The organism is Ruegeria sp. HKCCD7296 (assembly GCF_013110775.1).
Classification (GTDB): Bacteria; Pseudomonadota; Alphaproteobacteria; order Rhodobacterales; family Rhodobacteraceae; genus Ruegeria.
Window position 1 is genome coordinate 1 of record NZ_WVRF01000020.1, and the last position, 21,138, is coordinate 21,138.

The window sequence follows — 21,138 nt, forward strand, 5'->3', positions numbered from 1 at the left end:
ACTTTTGGACGCCGATTACCCTAATACAGGGGTCAATTTTGCATGCCGGTTCACAATCAGCATATACCTTAGGGCTGCAAGCGCAGTGGGAGAATTGAATTTGATGTGTCCTGGAAGTGAATTAGACTAACAACCAACTGTTCAGATAGCTCATTAAGAGGTCATCATGGCAGCCCCATTAGTCCAAAACTGGGAACTGACCGCCGCCATCCAGGACATAGCAGATTGGCTGGTTCAACAGGGCTTAGAGAATGCGCCTGTGGAGCTCTGGCTTGAAGCATTCTGCAACCGTCTTGTTTCGGCAGGGATTCCGCTTCAAAGAGCAAACATCACTGTTCGCGCTCATCATCCTGAGATTGGGACTGTCGCTTTTCGCTGGCACAGGGGTGGCGGTCATAAGCGAGAGAACTTTGTCCGAAGAACGGATGCGCCTGAGGAATACGTTCTAAGCCCAATTTACTATCTTTTGGCAAACAACGTTGAAGAGATCAGACAAGATCTGACAGTCGAAGAACCCGAGCTCAACTTTCCGATCTTCGATGAACTTCGCGAGCGCGGTGCAACTGACTACTTCGCTGTTAAACGGTTTTTCCTTATTCAGGACAATACTACGCCAGTCGATCCAATGCAGGCCTATGAAGGTGCTATAGTCTCGTTGACAACCGACGCGAGCGGGGGCTTCACAAGCGAGCAACTTGATGGTTTGCGTCAACTGATATCTCCACTTTGTCTGACGCTGAAATGTGGGGCTAACCGATTGATGGCTGAAGACATTACAGCCGCATATCTGGGCAAAGACGCCAGTAGGCGCGTTCTTTCCGGGGATATCACCCGAGGTTCATCGGAAACTATTTCAGCGGTGATTTGGTATTTTGACCTGCAAGGATTTACCAAATTGTCAGAGGCGCTTCCCGGGGGCTCAATCATAGAATTGCTAAACGACTACTTCGCGGAAGCTGTTGACGTAGTCGAACGCAATGGCGGTAACGTTCTGAAATTCATGGGAGATGGAATGCTTGCCATCTTCGATATCAATCAAGTTCCGGACGCTCGCCGCGTCGCAATTCACGCGGCCGCGGAGTTGCGAAATACCTTTGAGGAACTCAACCAACGACGGCAAGCTGATGGTTTGCCAACGACCGGCTTCACTCTCTCGTTGCACGCAGGCGATGTTCTTTACGGCAATATTGGCGGTAGGTCTCGCTTGGATTTCACAGTGGTCGGCCCAGCGGTAAATACAACTTCGCGCATTTTAGGCATGTGCAGCGCGCTTGATCAGAACATTGTGGTTTCCGATAAGGTGGCGGGTGACTTAGTGGGCTCCATTCCAAGTCTTGTTTCCCTGGGGCAATACAGATTGCGCGGTGTTGCTGAAAGACAGGAGCTGTTCACGATAGACTAACTGCCGCTATTTGGAAGCTGCCGCAATGGGGTGTTGACCTGCGTCAAAGCAAAGGTAGCCGGATTGCTACTAGGTTGGTTTGCACATGGAACAGAACTGTTGGATCAAGCACCCGCGAAGAGCGGCATTCTTGGTCATAGTGATTGCATTGTCAGGGTGCACGGGCAGGCACCACCAAGGCAATTGGCATGGCCACGGCTTAGAAGGTTGCTATGGACCTCACCACGACGTTGATCGCGAGGTCCATTGCCGAACGCTCGAGTGAACTTGAGCCATACGCGATGCAACTCACAAAACGTTTGGCGACCAGTGTTATTTGGATTGAGATTCAGATCTTGTATCGAAACTGCCCGTTTGATGCTCAGTCCGGTAACATTGAAAAATTTGGCCTTGGCACAATATCTTTGTAGTCCCATGAGGAAGCGGAGAAGAGACCAATGAAACGACGCGAATTTCTATTAGCGGGTACAGCAGCAGTGTTGGCTACTCCTTCCGTCGGACAAGAAGCCCCACTCATCAAAGTCTACAAGACTCCAACCTGCGGCTGTTGTGCCGCGTGGGTAGATCACCTGATTTCCGCAGGATTTCGTACCGATACGCTAGACGTAGGGCAGGAGCAGCTGTGGTCGCTTAAAGAACAAATGAAAATCTCAGATGAGCTTTCCAGTTGCCACACTGCATTTGTTGGGGGCTATTTTGTCGAAGGTCATGTCCCGGCAGAAGACATAAATCGACTTTTGTCCGAACATCCTGAAGGCCTCGGCCTAACAGTTCCAGGCATGCCGATGGGTTCACCCGGCATGGATTTTTCAGACGAACGAGAACCTTATGAAACCTTGCTCGTTGGTCTGGATGGGACGACGAGTGTGTTTGCTCGACACAGCTGAGAGAATGGATGAAGGGCAATCAGATTTTTCAGCTCCATGTCCAACATTAGTTTGCGCTGATTTCAAAAGGATTCAGCTGCAATCGTTGTGTTTTTTCCACATGGCTGGGTCGTGGCCTTCGGGCACATTGGAGCACGGGTCGTTCGCATACCCTCTTAGAATGCTGTACTGTTGGATTTGATCTGCGCTCAACAGTGGTGTTGTTTGCAGGTGCCGGGACAGATGAACCAGTCGCAACTCGGCCCTGGCAGTTTCGGCCGCTTCAACAAGTTTGTTTAGCTCGGCCAATTCAAGCTGGTCACCGGCAAACGCTTCACTTAACGCCGCCTCGGCCTCAATAAACCGCTCGCCTGCGACGACTGCCTGTACGCGCATTTCAGAATGGATCGCCTCAATTTTTTTCACCTGATCCTTCGAAAGTCCAAGTTCATCTTGCAATTCGAGCAAGTGTGCTGGGCCTGGTTTGCCATTCAGCTCCGCAGGTAAGGCAAAACCCCAACCTCCGCCGCGCCGCAGCTCTTCTAAATCGGTCTCAGATAAGCTCTTGATGGTCCTCGATTGCAGACCGGCGTACGGCGTGATTTCAGCGTCGTGAGTGTCACTTTGCGCGATGGCTAATTGAGAGTATTGAATCGTGCAAAGCACTGCTGCGAATAGAAAGTTAGGTATGAACTTGATCATGAATTCTCCTTGTGGGCTTACCAAAAATGCCTTCTTCGACATTGTATTTTAGCCCGGATACTGAACTTCGCACCGTCCCCTTATGGATTTATCGCAGACTTTTAAGACACCATTCATCAACTTTGATTTGCGGATAGCGCCTGATTAATTGAATTTTTTGCGTTCGTACCGTGCTTCCATCATGATGGCTGAAAGATGTGGATTCTCCGGTCCTTTAGTGACTAGATGGGAAACCTGTCTCAAGTTCTACTCAGACAACAAAGCGCCGCCCAGGTCAAAATGCTTCGGGAACATTGCCCGCAGAAAACGAAAAACGATTCTCATCGCTTCGTCGCGGTCAAATGAATCCGGGTGGAGTAGGTAATCGGTCCACATGCCTTCCAGCATTGCGAGTGTGCCGTGTGTAGCGTCCCTAGCAACTTGATTAGGGTGTTCGGCTCCGGCTTCTTTCGCAATTCGAGCGAAAGCGTTGAAAACCAGATTACGAAGCTTGGCGTCGCGGGTATCTGAAAACGCAGCGATTGCTGCTCTATTTCGGGCCTCGCCTCGAAACGCGTACCAAATGGAAACGTTTTTCTCATTGAGAATGGCTTCACTCAAGTCGCCCCGAACAATCATCTCAATATGTTCCTGTCCGGTTTGTCCGGTCGTTTCCAACAGGTCGTAAATGCCATTGTAGTATTGTTCGGATGAGTAGTGCGCGGCCTCGTCAACCAAATTGTCTTTGCCGCCAAAATGAAGGTGAATCATGCCGCGGGACAGCTTGGCACGTTGGATGATTTCGCTGACGGAGGTCTCGGAAATCCCTTTCTCTGCGACCGAGTCGAGTACTGCCTCGATCAGGGAAAGGCGGTTTCGCTCGCGAATTTCTTGTCGTCTTCCAGTCATTGAATCAGGCGGCTCTGTTTGTTTTCAGTCTCTTGCGGTGCCTTCTAGCGGCCAGTGTGAAATTGGTCATCCCCGGTTGCGAAATTATCAGTTGACACAACTAGTCCAAAAATTCCAGATTTAAATGGACGATTGTCCATTTTTTGATCGACATGGTCGCGCCACCAAAAACTAAGTTCAGCAGGGAAGCATGGCCGGAGTACTACGAAGTGAAACGGGCAAGGGTCTGGCACTGAGCGCGCCTGCGACGCTCTACGTCGGTCTGCTTGTCGCCGTGCCGCTTTGCATTCTCGTCGCCTACAGTTTTTGGACCCAGACCTATGTCGAGATCGACCGGACCTTGACTTGGGCGAACTACCAAGAGGCCTTTACCGACCCATTGGTTCGACATCTAATGATCCGTTCGGTCGCAATTGCAGGTGCGGTGACATTGGCAACGGTTTGTCTGGCCTATCCGATTGCCTACTTCATCGCTTTTCGGACACAGAAGAAGACCCTCTGGTTGTTGCTGATCACTATTCCCTTTTGGAGCAGCTACCTTCTGCGCGTGTTCAGCTGGAAACTAATTCTTGGCTTCAACGGGGTGTTGAACTCGGCCCTGATTTCACTTGGTTTGATACAAGAGCCGCTGACATTCCTGCTCTACAACGAATTCGCTGTTGTCCTTACGCTCGCCCACGCTTGGGCACCGTTTGCTATCCTGCCGATCTATGTGTCGCTGCAAAAGATCGACCGCAGCTTGTTGGAGGCCGCGACCGATCTGGGGTGCAACAAACTGGAAAGATTTGTCCGCGTGACATTGCCCCTGACCGTGCCGGGGATCATTGCGGCCTGTCTGATCATCTTCATCCCAACGGTCGGCGACTACGTCACTCCGGCCTTAGTCGGTGGATCACAAGGCAAAATGGTGGCGAACTTGATCCAGGTGCAGTTTGGCGCTGCCAATAACTGGCCGTTGGGTGCAACCCTGTCTCTTCTTGCCATGCTTTCAGTCGGCTGCGTCGCAATCCTGTTCGTGGTGGTCGTCACCGCTTTGGGCCGGAGGATCAGATGACCCAATCATTTCGTATCTCGTGGTTGCTGGTTTATGCGATTGCCTATCTGGTGTTTCTCTACTTACCGGTTTTGCTATTGCCACTGTTCTCGTTCAACGACGGAACAATCGTAGCCTTCCCACTAAAGGCGTTCACGTTGAAGTGGTACGCGCAGTTGGGGCAGCAGGACACGTTACTACAAGCAATGGTAAATTCGCTGATCGTCGGCAGCGTCACTGCCCTGATGGCAACATCTCTGGGTCTCTTCGCAGCTCGTGCTTACGTTCGGTATCGTTTCACGGGGCGCGAGCTGTCTGAGGGACTGGTCATGCTTCCGCTGGTCATTCCCGGCATCATCGTTGCCAGTTCGATGCTGGTTTTGTTCATCAGCATCGGGCTGAAACCATCGCTGACCACCGTGATCCTTGGGCATGTGTTCGTGGCTCTGCCCTTTTCTGTGTCGATTATGAAATCTGCATTTGACGATTTCGACCAGTCCTTGGAGGAGGCCGCGTTCGACCTTGGTGAAAGCGTCGTGGGTACGTTTCGGCGTGTTACCTTGCCAATCGTCGCGCCGGGTATCATCGCAAGCCTTTTGGTCACGTTTACGGTGTCTTTTGACGAGTTCGTCCTGGCCTTTTTCCTGTCCGGAAACAGCCCGACGCTGCCTGTCTATATCTGGAGCCAGATCCGCTTTCCGGCAAAACTGCCCAACACGCTGGCGCTTGGATCGCTGCTTTTGCTGTCTTCGGTCTTGCTGTTGTTGATTGCCGAATACTTCCGCCGCCGTTCCATCCAATCCTCCGATTGAAGCCAAAGGAAACGATTAAGATGAGCGAACAGAACATCATCGAAATTCAGGGCGTCGAAAAACGCTTTGGTACTTTTGTGGCGGTGTCTGATCTGAACCTAACCTTGAAAGAGGGTGAGTTCTTTTCGCTGCTTGGGCCGTCGGGCTGCGGTAAGACAACAGCCTTGCGCATAATTGCGGGTTTTCAAGATCACGAAGAAGGCGAGATCTGGATCGATGGTCGAACGATGGGGGACGTGCCTGCCAACAAGCGCCCCACTAATATGGTGTTCCAAAGCTATGCGATCTTTCCGCACCTGAATGTCGGTGACAATGTCGGGTTCGGATTGCGCAAGACAAGACTCTCGCGAAACGAAATCAAGGAACGCGTTGCCGAGGCGCTTGAGATGGTTGAATTGGGCGGCCTGCAGGACCGTAAGGCCAACGAGTTGTCGGGAGGTCAGCGGCAACGAGTAGCGCTCGCCCGCGCGCTCGTCATGCGACCCAAGGTTTTACTGCTAGATGAGCCTTTATCTGCGTTGGACAAAAATCTGCGCGAAGCGATGCAATTGGAAATGCGCCGTCTTCAGCAGAAGCTTGGAATAACTTTTGTAATGGTCACGCATGACCAATACGAGGCGATGACCATGTCCGACCGTATAGGCGTCATGTTTGCGGGGCAGCTCAAGCAGGTGGATAAGCCAGAGGTCCTGTATTCCCAACCGTGTAACCGGGAAGTGGCTTCTTTCATCGGTGGAATGAACTTTCTGGATGCCGAAGTGACTGCAGAGAATGCTGAAACGCTTGAAGTCAACGTTAAGGGCTTAGGGAAGATGGAAATCGGGGTGAACCCCAACGTCCAGGTGCATGACAAGGAACTTCTTGTCGGCGTTCGTCCTGAGCAATTGGAAATCAGTGCGGAAAAGCCGGATGGGTACGATGCTCTTGTTCAGGGCGAGGTTTCGGACGTCGCCTTTTATGGAGAGAGTGTCCACTATTATGTGCGCGTCGATGGTCTGAAAGACAGTATCGCCGTCGCAGTACCAAACTACTTTCACACGGTCGATCACACGCGCGGCGATACCGTCTGGCTTGGCGTTCAAAGCGCCTCGGTGATTGACTTGGGTAAACGTGAATCTTTGGGAGGAGACAAATGAGTAAAACAGCATCACTTATGGCAGCAGTAGTTGCCACCTTTGCCGCCAGCCAAACTCTGGCGAACGCCGCTGATCTGACCGTTTTTGACTGGTCCGGATATGAGGATCAGGGTTTCTACGGCGACTATGTCGAAAAGTACGGCGGTGCGCCTAGCTACACCTATTTTGGCAGCGTGGAAGAAGCGTTCACAAAGCTTCAGTCCGGTTTTGAAGCTGATTTGGCCCATCCCTGCACAGATGCCCTGAGAAAGTGGGTAGCAGCAGACATGATCAAGCCGATTGACACCAGCAAGCTGGAAAACTGGGACAAGCTGATGCCCAAGATCAAAGAGGTCGATGGCATCACCATTGATGGGCAGACCTACATGGTTCCGTTCGAATGGGGCAATACTGGTCTTATCTATCGAACCGATATGATTTCGGCAGATGATGTTTCGCTGCAATTGCTTGCCGATCCTGCATATCAGGGCAAAGTCGCCATTCCGGACGCCGCTTCCAGTGCCTTTGCAATGGCGGCATTGGCAACTGGCGCCTCCAGCTATACCGATATGAGTGACGAGGAATTCCAAAAAGCGGCGGACTACCTGCGCGCGATTCATCCGAACGTGCGCTTTTATTGGTCTGACGCAGGCCAACTGGATCAGGCAATTGCCAGCGGTGAGGTCACGCTGGGTTGGGGATGGAACCAATCGGAACTGAACCTGATCTGGAACGAAACGCCAGCGGTCATGATGCGTGATGTAGACAAAGGTATCGCGACTTGGGTCTGCGGCTATGTGCATCTGAAATCTGCCAAGCAGTCGGATGAGCAAGTCTATGACATGCTGAACGCGCTCAGCTCTGCGGCAAGCGGTAAATACATTATTGAAAGCTGGGGTTACGCCCACGCCAACGAAGACGCTTTTGCACAGGCAGACCCAGAGCTGATCGAAACCTACGGGTTTTCGGATGTGGACAGCTTCTTTGAAGGCAGCCTGTTCTTTGACGCTGTTAACCCCGAGCTGGAGGCCAAGATGTTGAAGGAATTCGAGCGCATCAAAGCTGGCTTCTAAGGGCACTCTTACAACACAGCCGGGAATGGTGGGGATGTAGAAGTCCTTCCATTCCCACGAACCAAATTCCAATTTACTTGGAGGAAGCGCGGCAATGTCAGGCGCTGACGTATATTCTGTTCTCTTCGAACCGGTCAAGATCGGGCCAGTAACGGCTCGAAACCGGTTCTACCAAGTGCCCCACTGCAATGGTTTGGGTCATTTGCGACCTCAGGCCGAAGCTGCCATGCGGGCGATGAAAGCTGAGGGCGGTTGGGCGGTGGTGTCCACTCAGGAGGCCGAGATTCATCCGACTTCGGATTTGTCTCCTTATTCTGAAAACCGAATTTGGGACGATCAGGATATTCCTGCACTGCGTCTGATAACCAACTCAATTCATGAGAAGGGCTCGCTCGCGGCAATCCAATTGGCGCATAACGGGCACCATGCCCAAAACCACCTGACCCGAGCGCCTCTGCTGGCCCCATCAGAACTTGTCTTGCAGACTCCATACCCGAAACAGGCAAGGGCAATGGACAAGGCTGACATTCGAGAATTTCGCAAGTGGCATCGCGCGGCGGCTCGTCGCTCGCGCGAAGCCGGGTTCGACATTGTGTATGTCTATGCGGGGCATCACATGACATTGCCTCATCATTTTCTGCTGCCACAGTTCAATGATCGGACGGATGAATATGGAGGTTCGTTGGAGAACCGGGTGCGACTGACTCGCGAGCTTCTGGAAGAAACCAAGGAAGAGGTTGGAGATGATTGCGCCATTGCCCTTCGGTTTGCGGTTGATGAAATGCTCGGGTCAGAGGGTATGCAAGCGCAGGAAGAAGGCCGTGCAGTAGTCGAATTGCTGGCCCAGCTTCCAGACCTTTGGGATGTTAATGTGGCGGATTGGAGCAACGACTCTGCGACGACTCGGTTCGAGCCCCGCGACGGCTTTCAGACCTCATATATCGAGTTCGTGAAACAGGTGACTTCTAAGCCTGTTGTGGGCGTCGGGCGTCTTACGTCGCCGGACTTGATGGCGTCACTGGTCAGGAAGGGCATCCTTGATTTTATCGGCGCGGCGCGACCATCCATCGCCGATCCGTTTCTGCCCAACAAAATTAGGGAAGATCGCATCGAAGAAATACGTGAATGTATCGGTTGCAATATCTGTGTTTCATCCGACTCTCTAGGCGTCCCAATACGCTGCACCCAAAACCCGACTATGGGTGAAGAGTGGCGGAGGAAATGGCACCCTGAGATCATTGAGCGTCGGGTAAACGAGGAAGCCGCGCTTGTTGTCGGCAGCGGACCAGCCGGACTTGAATGCGCCATGCAATTGGCGCGGCGGGGCTACGAGGTAACTCTGGCGGAAGCAAAGCAAGAGTTCGGCGGCCGTGTGATGCAGGAAACTGCCCTGACCGGGCTATCCGCTTGGAAGCGCGTGACAGATCACAGAATCTACGACCTGCAACAACGCGGGAACGTTCAACTGTTCACCGACAGCCGTTTGTCAGCCAGTGAGGTCATCGAGTTGGGTATACCGAACGTCTTTGTTGCAACTGGCGCAAAATGGCGGCGAGACGGGCGCGGGAAATCTGCATTTCACGGTGCACCAATCGGTTTAGGTTCTCAGATTTTCACTCCGGATGACATTGTGGCCGGAGTCATGCCGCAGGACGGCCCGATTGTGGTCTACGATGATGATCAAGCCTATCTCGGTGGAGTCTTGGCTGATCATTTGGCTCAGGTTGGGCGAGAGGTTGTCTTTGTAACGCCGGCCTCAATAGTTTCGCCGTTTACCGAATTGACGTTGGAGCAGACTAAAGTGCAACGCAGTCTGTTGGAAAAAGGCGTTCGTCTGAACCTGTCCCAGACCTTGGCCGGTGTCGCGCCCGGCCAGGCGACATTGCAGTGCGTCTACACGGGGCGAGAGAACTCCATTGAATGCAGCTCCGTGGTACTGGTGACGCAGCGAATGCGAGAAACCACTCTTTACGACGAGCTTTGCGGTTTGACAGCAAGTCCGCTGAAAACGTTGGAATTAATCGGAGATGCCGCAAACCCCGGCTTGATCGCGGATGCTGTATATTCGGGTCACATGGCTGCCCGGAATTTCGAACGTAACGCGGACGACATCGACCGTGAGTTCTTCCGCCGGGAAGTCATTTCCCTTGAATCTGCATGAGGTGCGCAATGCCAAAAGATGACCTGCAAGTAATGCGCGATTTGATGGACGCGCAACAGGAAGGGTTCGCCCTGCCTCGTCACTTCTATACGTCTCAAGCAGTATACGAGAACGATATCGGCGCGTTCTGGAACCGTAACTGGATCTGGGTCGGCCATGTTAGTCAGGTCGCAGAACCGGGGGACTATTTCCTGTTCGACTATGGGCCCGAGTCCATCATCATCGTTCGGGATCGCGAAGGTGAGGTGCGCGCGCATCTGAACGTTTGCCGCCACCGGGGATCGCGGGTTTGCATTGAACGGAAAGGCAAGGCACGCAATTTCATCTGCCCCTATCATGCGTGGACTTTTGATCTGAACGGCAAGCTACGAAACGGGCGTTCAATGGGGTCGAATTTCGACCCGGGCCAATACGGATTGTTCCCGGTTCAGGTGAAGATATTCCAAGGTCTGATTTTTGTCTGCGCAGCTGAAGACGCCCCGGCGCTAGATGCTGCGTTGGTGCAGTTGGCCCCACTGTCAAAACCATTCGAATTTGAAAACCTGAAGGTCGCTCATGAAGCCTCATACCCGGTTCCAGCAAATTGGAAACTGGCGTTGGAGAATTACCTGGAATGCTACCACTGCGCGCCGTCTCATCAGGACTATTCGCGCAGCCATTCGTTGAAAGACCCCGCTCAGGTTCTGGAGTTCAGCGGCGCACTTCATCAGCGGATGAAAGAAGCCGGAGTGCCCGTTGAGGAGCTGGACCTGACCGGAGATAACGCGCTCGCCCCGGGTGCAGATGTCTATTGGCGCCGCTACCCGCTGTTTCCCGGCTATTTGACCGGTAGTAAGGATGGCGCTTCGCTGGCGCCGCCTTTGGGTGAACTGAAAGGTCACGATGGCGGTGCCACCGATCTGGGGATCGGGACGCTGAACTACTTCCTTGTTTATGCAGATCACGTGGTTGGCTACCGGTTCGTCCCACGCGCGCTGCAGGAAACGGATATTCAGATCGTCTGGTATGTGCGCGGCGACGCAGAAGAGGGTCGTGACTACGATAAGGACGCGTTGATATGGCTCTGGCATGTCACGTCTCTTGATGATGAGCGGATCATCCGTCACAACCAAGAGGGCGTGAACTCCCACCGCTTCGTGCCGGGACCGCTGTCCGAGATGGAATGGAGTATTCCGGGTTTCTATCGAAATTACTTCAGCATGATCTGACACGCTCAGAATTCGGAGAAATACTATGACAGAATTAACGAAGCGCAGATCAAGACGGCGCGGGGGTGGGCGCGAAGCACGTGCAGCCGTGCGAACCAGCAACGTCGCTTCGCAAGCAATCTGGCCGGGCATTTCGGGGGGGCGCTACAAGCCCCTTTCAGATGCTGACATGTCAAATATTCACGAGGCCGCCCTTAGCATTCTGGAGCGTACGGGCGTCGGTGATCCAACGCAGGAAGTTCTTGATCTCGTGCTGCCTAAAGGGGCGACGGTGAACGAGCATGGTAGACTGTGCTTCCCTCGCGCGTTGATGGAAGATCTTTTGGCTAAGGCGGCCAGTGAGTTCTATGTCCATGCACGCGGATCGCGGGCCGGTAAGGATGACATGCACTGCACCAAAGACAAGGTGTACTATGCGAACTCCGGCACCGCTGTGACAACGTTTAATGCGGAAACTCGCAGTTACCGGCCGTCGACACTCAAAGACATTTACGATTTTACCCGGTTGGTTGACCGGCTCGACAACATCCACATGACCGGTGATACAGTTCTGGCAACGGATGTGCCGCAGGACTACGAGCACGACATGAGCATGCTCTACGCCATTCTGGCGGGTAGCGAAAAACCATCTTGTCTGACGTTCCGCACCCGAGAGCACATTCAGGACGCAATCCATCTTTTCGATCTGGCATCAGGCGGCGAGGGTAAATTCCTCGAGAAACCCTCGGTCATTTTTGGCGGTTGTCCCATAGTATCCCCGCTCCGGTTTGGGCGGGAAAACTTGGAGATCCTGATTGATACAGCGAAGATGGGGCTTGTCTGCGATTTGGCTGTTCCGCCACAAGCTGGGGCGACGTCGCCTGCGCCTCTGGCCGGGACTTTGGCGCAAGCCGTAGCCGAGACCCTATCTTGCGTCGCAATTGCCAATCTGATTAACCCGGGCACCCCCGTCGTCTTTGCAGCTTGGCCGTTTATTACTGATCTGCGAACTGGTTCATTCACGGGTGGCAGTGGTGAGCAGGCGTTGATATCCGCGGCAGCTATCCAAATGGGCAATTTCTACAACCTCCCGACCAGCGTCGGTTGCGGCATGACGGATTCCAAGATCCCTGACGCACAATACGGTCTGGAAAAGGCGTTAACTTTCGCATTGGCGGCCCATGCCGGGGCCAACAGGCTCTGCGAATTTGGCGGTATGCTTGGCAGCCTGATGGGCTGCAGCTTTGAGTCCATGGTCATCGACAACGAGGCAGCGGGCATGATCTCACGAACCCTGCGTGGTATCGAGGTGAGCGACGACACACTGTCGGTCGACGTCATCCACGAATGTGCAATTGATCCCGGTCATTTCCTCGGCAACACGCAGACCTTGCAATACATGGAGACTGAGTATGTCTATCCAACCCTGATGGATCGGGAGCTAACCGATACTTGGGAAAAAGCCGGTCGTCAGGATATGTTTGAACGGAGCCGGTCAGTCGTGAACGATATTCTGTCCAATCACTATCCAAACTATTTTGGCAGCAAGGCGGATGCGGAGGTTCGGTCCAAGTTCCCGATCAAATTGCCACCAGAGGTGATGCGGGCAGGGTAAACGCAGCGCACTTAAGCGAAGGTATCGCAACCATGAAAATTGCGATGGCGCGCCGAGGTGGTTCCTAAGGTTTAAACGTACCCTGCTGCTTTAGGTCTTCGGTTGCCAGCCGGATACCTTTTTCAAGGATGTCGAACATCTGGCTCAACTCACCTTCCGTAATGATCAGAGGTGGGGAAAACACGCACATGTTGATAATCGGCCGCAGGATCAACCCGTTCTCCTGACAATGATGATCAATCAGGGCGCCGACAGATTTATCTAGGTCCAGTGCATTATCTGCTTTTGCGTCTGCAACACATTCGACGCAGCCAACCAGCCCCATGCCGCGCGTATCACCGACGAGCGGCAAATCTGCCAGCGCCTGGAGGCGCTCTTCGAAGAGCGGCGTGATTGCACGGACATGTTCCAGAACGCCGTCGCGCTCCATGATTTCAATCGTCTTCAGGCCTGCCGCCGCGCTCACTGGATGGCCTGAGTAAGTGAAGCCGTTTGAAAACGTAGCGTTCTGTGCATTATTTCCGCTTACATCTGCAATCAGCCGGTCAGAGATGATACAAGCCCCCATGGGTACGTACCCAGACGTCATGCCTTTGGCGCAGGTTATGATGTCGGGCTTAATCCCAAAGACGTCTTCGGATGCAAACCAATGCCCAAGTCGCCCAAACCCGGTGACGACCTCGTCTGAAATGTAAAGGACATCGTACTTCCGGCAGATTTCAAGACAGCGCTGATGATACCCCCGCGGCGGCACGATGACGCCTCCAGAGCACAGGATCGGTTCTGCGATGAAAGCGGCGACTTTGTCTGCTCCAGTCTGCAGGATCATGTTTTCCAGATCCGCTATTTTTTCGTCCAGAAAATCGTCGACCGTCTGATCGGAGCGACGTGTATACGGATTCACATTCGGTAGGAAACGCGTCAGGTGACTTGCCTGGTCCAGCCAACCTTTGTCGCGCTCTTTTCCGGACACTGACGCCGCCAGATAAGTCGATCCGTGATAAGCTTTCTGTCGCGATATCACGATTTTCTTTTGAGGTTTTCCCAGCAGGTTATTGCGGAACTGTACAAATCGCAGCGCACTATCCACGGCCGTTGAACCACCGGTCGTGAAGAATACATGGTTCAAATCTCCCGGCGTTCTCTTGGCGATTTCATGTGCCAAACGGGCCGGAGTTGAGTTGGCGTTGTTGAAGGGCGAAAAATACGCCATCTCTTTCGCCTGCTGAGCCATAGCATCGGCAATCTCGGTGTTTCCATAGCCCAATTGAACGCACCACATGCCAGCAGGGCCGTCTATCAGGCGCTTTCCGTCCTCTGTGACGACATGAACGCCAAGTCCGCTTTCGGCAAAGGTTCGTTCATTTTGACCAAGGTGTGACATACCTTCCCACGGGTGCAGGAAATGTTCGTTGTCCCATTCTCGTATGGACTGAAAGTCGGAGTTGAAAAGGGTCATGCAGCACCTTAATGTAATATAGATCACAAAATGAACAAGCATTCATTCAATGTCAATCCTTGAACTGTCGTATTGCTAAATGCGAGAAGACAAAGGCGACTAACCCAGCGAAGGAGAAATAAGATTACTCTCGAGCGTGATACCCCAACCAATGCCCGAGATCTGGGTAAATTGCAGAACCGAAAGCTGCTGATCCAATCGGCTGCGGACGCCATTTATAGATACGGAATACGCGGAACAACTTCGGCAAGAATCCAAGAGTTGTCGGGACTATCGCAAGGGATGGTCAACCTACACTTTGGTTCCAAGGAAAAGCTGCTTCTTGCGGTGGCTGAGGAGTTGTCAGTCCGCTACGCGGAGCAGTGGAAGGCCATTGCAGTCCATCCAGAGTTAGACCCGGCAGACAAGCTAATCTCTATCATAAGAGCAGATTTCGACCCTTTGGTCCTTAATGCGCGGGACGTCGCGATCTGGTTTTCCTTTCGGGCTGAAGCGCTCTCAAACCCTCACATATTTCCTTTTATCGACTCGCGAGACAAAGGTTTCCGCGCGGTGATCCTGGAGTTGTTGGAACAAATAAAGCGCGAAGGCGAGTACGAGGATGTAAGCGCCAAACTTGCAACAGACGCGTTGGTTGCTTTGTTGGAAGGGCTTTGGACCGACTACCATTTGCACTCAGATATTTTCAAACCCTCGGAGGCTTTGAAGATCTGCCTGTTTGTGCTGCAGTCGATGTTTCCTAAACACTTTAAGCCGTCAGAGATTGACGAGAGGTGCTGTAGCACTGGTTAGGGTCGCCGTTGCAAACAGGATCAGGACAACGGCCAACAATTCTACCGAAGTTAACCGCCGGAAAATAATTGACACGCCGCGCTTCTCAGCCCTGAGAGCCGGAACAAGCCGCAGCTTGTTCAGCGCCGCTACGTCAAGAAGCATTCTGAAAACCATTTGTTTCATCATATCGAACTTTTTGGCTGTTCAGAACTCAGGCTGCCGACAACCGTTAAAGCTGCCGGCAGTCTTCAATCGTCAACTCGTCATGATTATTGGGCTATGGCGATTATCAGCCAGACTTCGCCATGAAGTCCGCGAACGCTTCCTTATAGTCTGGATGCCATCGGCTAAGAGGTGGGCGATTTTCAATGATGTCTCCAGCGCTCCAAGCGATGCGTTTCTCATCAGTGTCGCGTGAAACGTCATTGTCGGGGCAGAGGATGTAGAAATCCCCGCGGTTCACGCTTTCGACAAAGAAGTCGACAGTCTGCTCAGCGGTCCAGGCAGATGCAGGCTTCTCGGGCGCGGAGATCATGCCGGTATAGACGAATCCAGGGATCAGTAGATGCGCGGTAATCTGATGACCTGGACCCATTCTGAGCTCGTGGGACAGTGCCTCGGTAAAGGCTTTGAGAGCCGCCTTTGAGACATTGTAAGCCGGGTTACCTGGCGGGGTCGTGATGCCTTGTTTGGACCCTGTATTGATAATTGCGCCTGGTCTGCCACGGGCGATCATGTTTGGCGCGAAGATCTGGGTGCCGTGGATCGAACCCCACAGGTTTACACCCAGCATATTGTCCCAAGCCGCAGCGTCCCCAATGGTCGATGATTTGCCTCCGACACCGGCATTGTTCATCAGGATATCTGTCCCTCCGTAGCGGTCTGCCACCATCCGCTCCAACGCCTCTAACTGCGCACGATCACGGACATCTGTCTCAGACGTCATGACATCGGCCGCGCCAACGGCCGACACTATGTTTGCCGCGGCCGCCAGTTTCTCGGTGTCTCGATCAACAACAACAATGCGCATTCCCATTTGCGCGAACTTCACTGCGGCGGCGAGGCCAATGCCGGAAGCACCCCCGGTGATCACGGCCACAGAGTCTGAGGTAAATGCGGGGTGTGTCATCGGCCAAGCTCCTCCTAAGCCTGTCTTGGATCGAAAGGTCCGAAAAATCCAAACCTGCCTGATGGTATTAGGCAGCGTTGGCAACGTTAGTTTTCAGCTTCATCATACCTTCCATATCGTAGGCGGTGAATAGCACCTCGGTTGCCTTTTCCGTTTGCAAGCTTGTCGGAATGACAGGGTCTTCCATACCTCTCTTGTCCACTTCATTTTGGAATTTTTACTACCTAGGTGTGGTATTGGTTGAGTTTTGCCAATTAGAATGCACTTTTGATTGAGTTTGGTGCGTTCCAGTTGATCGAGCTAAGCTAAGTCAATCGAAAATTGAGCGTGTATGGTGAACCGTGCAAACTTATGGGCAAATCGTGTAAACTTATGCGCAATTGCTGTGCAAAATTATGGGCGACGACACCCAGATTTTCTGAATAAAATCAATGATAGGAATGAAGCGTTATGCGCGTCCCTACAGTTGTGTAGGTTTGCGCATAACACTTCGCGCACCCCATAAGTTTACGTAGTTCGCCCATAGTTTTGCGCTGCGCGTTTGTCTGCACTAGCGGCGAATTCAATCAGTTTATGGCTTAGTCGTCGCGGTTATGGCCCTTTGCATTGCTCAATCCCGCAAAGGGCCTCCCTAAGGAACCTTGGATTCTCGCGAAGGTCTGCGATGCGCAGAAAGCAGACTTTGCAAAGTCCGGTTGACCACATTGTCCACCAAAGGCGACAGTTCTGCTTCGCGACTGGGCTATACATAGCCCTCAAAGCGTATTGTTTGCGGGACTTCAGTTGCACCGTTTTCCTGAGCGAGTAGGGCGCGTGCTGACGAAAAGGTAGCAAGCGCAAAAAGAACAAGAAGGGCCTTTATCATCGTAGCACCTCGGATCCGGGTTTTGAACTTGGGCCGGGGTTCACAAATGATCGCCCCGGCCAGCGTCAGGGCAAACGAGGTAGTTCTTGCCCTGAAACATCGTACTTTCGTCTAGTTGAGAAGATCACCGACGATGCCGACGGCATCGACAACAGTAGACAGATCATTCGTAACTTCGAGGACTTCGCCATCGACCTGAATGTAGCGGTTTCCTTTGCCGGGCTCCCCCAGCTTCCATTTGGAAAGGTCCCCAATATCCTCGAACTCCAGGTCAGATGGGAGCTTGGCACCGCGCGTGTAGCGCTTGATCTGTCCAGGTGGTACAGCTTTTGGGCCTTTGCCGGGTTTGTCTTCTATCTGAATGCTGACATCACCGTTTTTGCCCCCCTTGTTCGGCTTTTTACCCTTGTTGTCTTTGGCATGGGCATCGCTGCCTCCAAGGATGAAAAACACAACTGCTAAGGCTGCAAGAATTCCGTATGCAATCTTCATAGATTGTTCCTTTGCTTCCCAACTTCATTCGACCGGCGTTGAAAATTCCGGCACGCGCTTGATCTCTCTTAGTTGCCCTTTGGCACACCCCTTAGTGACTGCCTTCACCCCGCATTAGAAAACGATCCGGGTTCTTAGACCGAACAGGGTAATCCGGTCCTGATCGGGATTTAGAAGCGGGTCGGAAATGAATTGTACCGATGGCGTGATCTGCAGTCCGGGTGAGATTGAAAAGCGGTAGAAAGCTTCAAGCGTGAACTGATCGCCATCTATGCCTCTTGCTTCGGCCCAGTTTAGGCCCAGACCGGCCAAATCGGTGTTGCGACCATAGTAACCGAGACCGGCAGAAATCGACCGTTCATAAAGCGCTGCGGTTCCCTTCGAGGCCCCTGCACGGAAGAACGGCATCCATTTATTGTCAACAAACCATGCGGCGGAAAACGCTGCGCCGTAATCTTCTGCTCGACTGCCATCGTCAGCCGCATCCGCATGCCAGAGGGTCAGATGGATATTGTCGAAGTAGATGCGATCAAAGCCGGACGTGTACCCAAGTTCGAGCGACTTGAAGAGATTGCCGTCGCTAAACACATCAAAGTTTGGATCGGACGGGTCGGCGTTTGCGTCTGATACGCTGGCAACGGCGTAGAGGTTCTCGCTCAGCTTTACCCCACCGGCAATACCAAGGCCTTGGTTGGGCGTGTTGATTGTCGGGTTGGTATTGAAAGACAGGTTTTGAAAACCACTGTAGGGGCTTACCAACCCGTAGATATCCACAAAGTCCGTTACATCAATCTGGCCGACTTGCAGCGCCCACGACCCATTCTCAGCCCTTTGGGTCCAGAACAAATTGGTCAGAAGCAAACCGTTGTCATTGAAGGCTGTTCCCGTGATTGAAAGGGCTCCGCCATCCAGCCCGAGAAATTGCGGAGCAACGTCAGTATAACTGTGCCTGTCTTCGATCTTGAATGTCAGAGACCCCCGTTCAGTTGCCTGCCAACTGCCGTAGAACCGCGCAATTCCGCTGGCTGCTTCGCCGGTTCCCAGATCAGCATCCGTGGTTTGGCCCAATGCCAGGTAGTCAATGTTGAACCGAAAACCACCCTCAGCCAGTCGGTCTTTCCACTGAAACCAACCCGGTGCGATGTTGCGTGGAAAATCGGAACGATATTGCGGATCGGTGAGCCCGTCTCCGGGCGCAAGATCGGCTTCGACTGAAGATGGCCCGGATAGTCCCTGAGCCGACGCTGCGCCAGCAAATGCAATGCTCAATGCGGCAACCAGAAGTCTTATCATTTTGACGCCTGTGCCCCACCGGTCTTGCGATTTCCTGCCGCGCGGATGAGATCAGCAGCACGCTGCTTCCATTCCAACCTGTCTGCCTCGGTTTCCAGAGTTTCGACACGTTCCGCCTCTAGCTGGAAAGTCGCATTCATAGGCATGAGGCCATCCACAACCATCATATTATGAACGGAAGGATCGATAGTCAGCGTGCCTGTCAGCCGAACGGGTTCGTGGAAATAGCTAGGCGCCCAGTCCCCGTTCAACCGCACACGGATCATCTGGTTAGGCGGAGGTGGAGGCATGTGGCTGCACATCCCTCTTTCTGGCACCAAATACGCCACAGGCCGGCCGTCCGGATCGCTTGGAGCAGGAATGGCAAAGCCCGCGAGTGTGATTGTTCTGCCGTCGAATTGCGGGTTTCCGCTCGTTCCAGCCTTTCTTCGACGTTCAGTCACAACCTCGCGCTGATCGAGTAACCAGTCGACGTCAATTCCGTCTGACACCAAGGCGTCTTCGGTCTCTGCTAAAAGCAATTGCCATTTCTGCCGTTCTTCGGCGCTGCCAACCTCCTGCTGCAACCTGCCGCGTATACGCACAACGAAAAGAACATCGTCGAACTGTTCGGGGCTGAGTTCACGATAGGGGTCATCAAAGACCTGCGCAGACGGATCTGGCAGATCTGCCCAGTCCAACGCGGTTCCAGGCGTCGCCGCAGCATCATAACCGCACAAAACCAACCCTGCGAATACTGCGGAGCAAAACCAATTTCGCATGAATGCTCTCCGGCTGCTTTATCTGGTCAATCCAGTGTGTTTTTGTAGATCACACCGTCCTTCATGATCAGGCGGATTGTTTCCGGGCTGTCCGGCCTCGGGTCCGCACCGAACCACTGATCGCCTGTTCCAACGACAGAGAAGTCTTCGAGGGGGTTGCCGTCTATCAGCAGGATGTCGGCATAGGCGCCTTCTTCGATCACACCCAGTTTGCCTTCCGGATAGGGGTTCATGAAATCACCGCTAAGTGCCGCGATCTCGCCACCTACCGAAGTTAGGGTTACCATCGACGCATAGGGGCCGAAGAAATGGTTATTCAGATGTTTCTCGTAGGCGATCTGGATGTTGCACGCTTCGACCGAGCCGACGCAATCGGTTTGGAAACCGCGCGGCGCCGGGCATTCCTTCATACTTGGAATGTAGGCTTCGAAGGTCGCCGAGGCCGATTTGGCCTTCCTCAAACTGTTGGGGTTGTTTTTCACGGAAGGAACATCAAGTAGGCCTGGATCAAATGCTGTGATGTTCGTCGTGATGTACGCTCCTTTTTCTTTCATCAAAGCAGAAATCTCGCAGTCAAAGTGAAATCCGTGTTCAATGGTTCTGACCCCTGCATTCAGGGCATTGATGATCGCTTCTTTGCGGTAGGAATGTGCCATGACATAGGTGCCGTACTCGTTGGCAACCTGAACAGCGGCCTCGATCTCTTCTTTCGAACCGGCGAGCAACTGCCATGGATCGAATGCCGAAATCACCCCACCTGATTGCATGAACTTCAATTGCGTGGCACCCATGCGCAGGTTGTTGCGGCCATACATGTAAATTTCGTCAACACCGTTGACCTGTTGGGCCATATTCAGAGTCCCAAAGTTGGTCACCCCACCCGGCGGAGATGTGAAGGATGCGAAATCGGCGTGACCACCACGTGTTCCGAGAAATGCCCCGGAAGGATAAAAGCGGGGGCCGACGATCTGGCCGGCGTCAATTGCGCGCCGCAGCCCGCCGCCAGCGCCCCCGGCATCGCGAACGGTCGTGAAGCCCTGCATCAGGTACATTTCGGCCATCCGGGTCCCGTGGATGGCGAAATCCTCCCAGGTCGAGTTGGTTTCCATCTCGGCAATCGATGGCCCCATGAGCATCAGGTGCGCGTGATTCTCTATAAAGCCCGGTGTCAGAGTGCGCCCACCGCCGTCGATAACCGTCGCGCTCGGCGCATCAATGGCATCGGTTGAGACGGACTTGATCAGATTGCCCTCGACCAGAACACTGGCATTTTCAATGCGTTGCTCATTCACACCGTCGAAGACATGCACGTTGGTAAACAGCGTTTGGGGTTCTTCTTGATCCTGAGCCTGCGCGGTCGCCGAAAAAGAAAGAACTGCCGCGACAATTGCCGTCGAGCAAAGAGACATTCGTAAGCCGGACATAAGTACTCCCTTCATATTCATGTTTTGCCAACTATAGTCTGGAATTCATTGGCTCGGTTGCCCCTTTTGAATTAGGATGTACGAATG

The 21,138-nt window shown here is 53.1% G+C and carries 18 protein-coding genes; 10 read left to right on the plus strand and 8 right to left on the minus strand.

Annotated features, from left to right (window positions below):
- Positions 1-166 precede the first annotated feature (166 nt).
- Together GS632_RS19765 and GS632_RS19770 are read left to right on the plus strand one after the other, a co-directional pair.
- Positions 167-1,402 carry an adenylate/guanylate cyclase domain-containing protein gene (locus GS632_RS19765; protein WP_171239030.1) on the plus strand — a complete coding sequence of 412 codons (1,236 nt, stop codon included), beginning with the start codon at positions 167-169 and terminating at the stop codon, positions 1,400-1,402.
- Between the two features lie 437 nt (positions 1,403-1,839).
- A complete protein-coding gene (locus GS632_RS19770) occupies positions 1,840-2,289 on the plus strand; it encodes a DUF411 domain-containing protein (RefSeq protein ID WP_171239031.1) in 450 nt (149 codons plus the stop codon).
- 72 nt (positions 2,290-2,361) lie between these two features.
- On the opposite strand, the gene GS632_RS19775 is transcribed toward GS632_RS19770, so the two are convergent.
- Complete coding sequence (locus GS632_RS19775; RefSeq protein WP_174827344.1) at positions 2,362-2,970, minus strand: Spy/CpxP family protein refolding chaperone; 609 nt, start codon at positions 2,968-2,970, stop codon at positions 2,362-2,364.
- A 246-nt stretch (positions 2,971-3,216) separates the two neighbouring features.
- Positions 3,217-3,858, minus strand: coding sequence for a TetR family transcriptional regulator C-terminal domain-containing protein (locus GS632_RS19780; RefSeq protein ID WP_171722366.1), 642 nt, complete (start codon positions 3,856-3,858; stop codon positions 3,217-3,219).
- Positions 3,859-4,048: 190 nt separating this feature from the next.
- Here GS632_RS19780 and GS632_RS19785 point away from each other — a divergent pair, with 190 nt between their 5' ends.
- The 7 genes from GS632_RS19785 to GS632_RS19815 all read left to right on the plus strand — a co-directional run bounded on the left by GS632_RS19785 (position 4,049) and on the right by GS632_RS19815 (position 12,854).
- Entirely contained in the window at positions 4,049-4,912 is an 864-nt protein-coding gene (locus tag GS632_RS19785; protein ID WP_171239033.1) for an ABC transporter permease, read from the plus strand.
- Positions 4,909-5,703, plus strand: a complete 795-nt coding sequence (locus GS632_RS19790) for an ABC transporter permease (RefSeq protein ID WP_171722367.1) — start codon at positions 4,909-4,911, stop codon at positions 5,701-5,703. Before GS632_RS19785 ends, GS632_RS19790 begins: the two co-directional genes overlap by 4 nt.
- Positions 5,704-5,723: 20 nt before the next feature.
- A complete protein-coding gene (locus GS632_RS19795; protein WP_171239035.1) occupies positions 5,724-6,839 on the plus strand; it encodes an ABC transporter ATP-binding protein in 1,116 nt (371 codons plus the stop codon).
- A complete protein-coding gene (locus GS632_RS19800; protein ID WP_171131200.1) occupies positions 6,836-7,891 on the plus strand; it encodes a PotD/PotF family extracellular solute-binding protein in 1,056 nt (351 codons plus the stop codon). The genes GS632_RS19795 and GS632_RS19800 overlap by 4 nt, the downstream gene beginning before the upstream one ends.
- 94 nt (positions 7,892-7,985) lie before the next feature.
- Positions 7,986-10,052: an FAD-dependent oxidoreductase gene (locus GS632_RS19805; protein ID WP_171722368.1), complete on the plus strand. Its 2,067-nt coding sequence runs from the start codon at positions 7,986-7,988 to the stop codon at positions 10,050-10,052.
- 8 nt (positions 10,053-10,060) lie between these two features.
- Positions 10,061-11,260 (plus strand): aromatic ring-hydroxylating dioxygenase subunit alpha, encoded by a 1,200-nt coding sequence (locus GS632_RS19810; RefSeq protein WP_171239037.1) that lies wholly within the window; start codon positions 10,061-10,063, stop codon positions 11,258-11,260.
- A gap of 25 nt (positions 11,261-11,285) precedes the next feature.
- Positions 11,286-12,854, plus strand: a complete 1,569-nt coding sequence (locus GS632_RS19815) for a trimethylamine methyltransferase family protein (RefSeq protein WP_171231071.1) — start codon at positions 11,286-11,288, stop codon at positions 12,852-12,854.
- 64 nt (positions 12,855-12,918) lie between these two features.
- Here the strand turns inward: GS632_RS19815 and GS632_RS19820 are convergent, their stop codons facing one another.
- Positions 12,919-14,313 (minus strand): aminotransferase, encoded by a 1,395-nt coding sequence (locus GS632_RS19820; protein ID WP_171722369.1) that lies wholly within the window; start codon positions 14,311-14,313, stop codon positions 12,919-12,921.
- Positions 14,314-14,484: 171 nt separating this feature from the next.
- Here GS632_RS19820 and GS632_RS19825 point away from each other — a divergent pair, with 171 nt between their 5' ends.
- Positions 14,485-15,105: a TetR/AcrR family transcriptional regulator gene (locus GS632_RS19825; protein ID WP_171239040.1), complete on the plus strand. Its 621-nt coding sequence runs from the start codon at positions 14,485-14,487 to the stop codon at positions 15,103-15,105.
- A gap of 271 nt (positions 15,106-15,376) precedes the next feature.
- Here GS632_RS19825 and GS632_RS19830 read toward each other — a convergent pair whose 3' ends face one another.
- The 5 genes from GS632_RS19830 to GS632_RS19850 all read right to left on the minus strand — a co-directional run bounded on the left by GS632_RS19830 (position 15,377) and on the right by GS632_RS19850 (position 21,051).
- Positions 15,377-16,216: an SDR family oxidoreductase gene (locus GS632_RS19830; protein WP_171239041.1), complete on the minus strand. Its 840-nt coding sequence runs from the start codon at positions 16,214-16,216 to the stop codon at positions 15,377-15,379.
- 976 nt (positions 16,217-17,192) lie between these two features.
- Positions 17,193-17,573, minus strand: coding sequence for a hypothetical protein (locus GS632_RS19835; protein WP_170412890.1), 381 nt, complete (start codon positions 17,571-17,573; stop codon positions 17,193-17,195).
- A 114-nt stretch (positions 17,574-17,687) separates the two neighbouring features.
- Entirely contained in the window at positions 17,688-18,866 is a 1,179-nt protein-coding gene (locus GS632_RS19840; protein WP_170337128.1) for a carbohydrate porin, read from the minus strand.
- A complete protein-coding gene (locus GS632_RS19845; protein WP_170412886.1) occupies positions 18,863-19,627 on the minus strand; it encodes a DUF3299 domain-containing protein in 765 nt (254 codons plus the stop codon). The genes GS632_RS19840 and GS632_RS19845 overlap by 4 nt, the downstream gene beginning before the upstream one ends.
- A 26-nt stretch (positions 19,628-19,653) precedes the next feature.
- Positions 19,654-21,051 (minus strand): amidohydrolase family protein, encoded by a 1,398-nt coding sequence (locus GS632_RS19850; protein WP_170337131.1) that lies wholly within the window; start codon positions 21,049-21,051, stop codon positions 19,654-19,656.
- Positions 21,052-21,138 lie beyond the last annotated feature (87 nt).

Bases quoted from the DNA above. Each gene is read 5' to 3' on its own strand.
- GS632_RS19765 (WP_171239030.1), top strand. From the start codon at position 167: ATGGCAGCCCCATTAGTCCAAAACTGGGAACTGACCGCCGCCATCCAG.
- GS632_RS19770 (WP_171239031.1), top strand. From the start codon at position 1,840: ATGAAACGACGCGAATTTCTATTAGCGGGTACAGCAGCAGTGTTGGCT.
- GS632_RS19775 (WP_174827344.1), bottom strand. From the start codon at position 2,970: ATGATCAAGTTCATACCTAACTTTCTATTCGCAGCAGTGCTTTGCACG.
- GS632_RS19780 (WP_171722366.1), bottom strand. From the start codon at position 3,858: ATGACTGGAAGACGACAAGAAATTCGCGAGCGAAACCGCCTTTCCCTG.
- GS632_RS19785 (WP_171239033.1), top strand. From the start codon at position 4,049: ATGGCCGGAGTACTACGAAGTGAAACGGGCAAGGGTCTGGCACTGAGC.
- GS632_RS19790 (WP_171722367.1), top strand. From the start codon at position 4,909: ATGACCCAATCATTTCGTATCTCGTGGTTGCTGGTTTATGCGATTGCC.
- GS632_RS19795 (WP_171239035.1), top strand. From the start codon at position 5,724: ATGAGCGAACAGAACATCATCGAAATTCAGGGCGTCGAAAAACGCTTT.
- GS632_RS19800 (WP_171131200.1), top strand. From the start codon at position 6,836: ATGAGTAAAACAGCATCACTTATGGCAGCAGTAGTTGCCACCTTTGCC.
- GS632_RS19805 (WP_171722368.1), top strand. From the start codon at position 7,986: ATGTCAGGCGCTGACGTATATTCTGTTCTCTTCGAACCGGTCAAGATC.
- GS632_RS19810 (WP_171239037.1), top strand. From the start codon at position 10,061: ATGCCAAAAGATGACCTGCAAGTAATGCGCGATTTGATGGACGCGCAA.
- GS632_RS19815 (WP_171231071.1), top strand. From the start codon at position 11,286: ATGACAGAATTAACGAAGCGCAGATCAAGACGGCGCGGGGGTGGGCGC.
- GS632_RS19820 (WP_171722369.1), bottom strand. From the start codon at position 14,313: ATGACCCTTTTCAACTCCGACTTTCAGTCCATACGAGAATGGGACAAC.
- GS632_RS19830 (WP_171239041.1), bottom strand. From the start codon at position 16,216: ATGACACACCCCGCATTTACCTCAGACTCTGTGGCCGTGATCACCGGG.
- GS632_RS19835 (WP_170412890.1), bottom strand. From the start codon at position 17,573: ATGAAGATTGCATACGGAATTCTTGCAGCCTTAGCAGTTGTGTTTTTC.
- GS632_RS19840 (WP_170337128.1), bottom strand. From the start codon at position 18,866: ATGATAAGACTTCTGGTTGCCGCATTGAGCATTGCATTTGCTGGCGCA.
- GS632_RS19845 (WP_170412886.1), bottom strand. From the start codon at position 19,627: ATGCGAAATTGGTTTTGCTCCGCAGTATTCGCAGGGTTGGTTTTGTGC.
- GS632_RS19850 (WP_170337131.1), bottom strand. From the start codon at position 21,051: ATGTCCGGCTTACGAATGTCTCTTTGCTCGACGGCAATTGTCGCGGCA.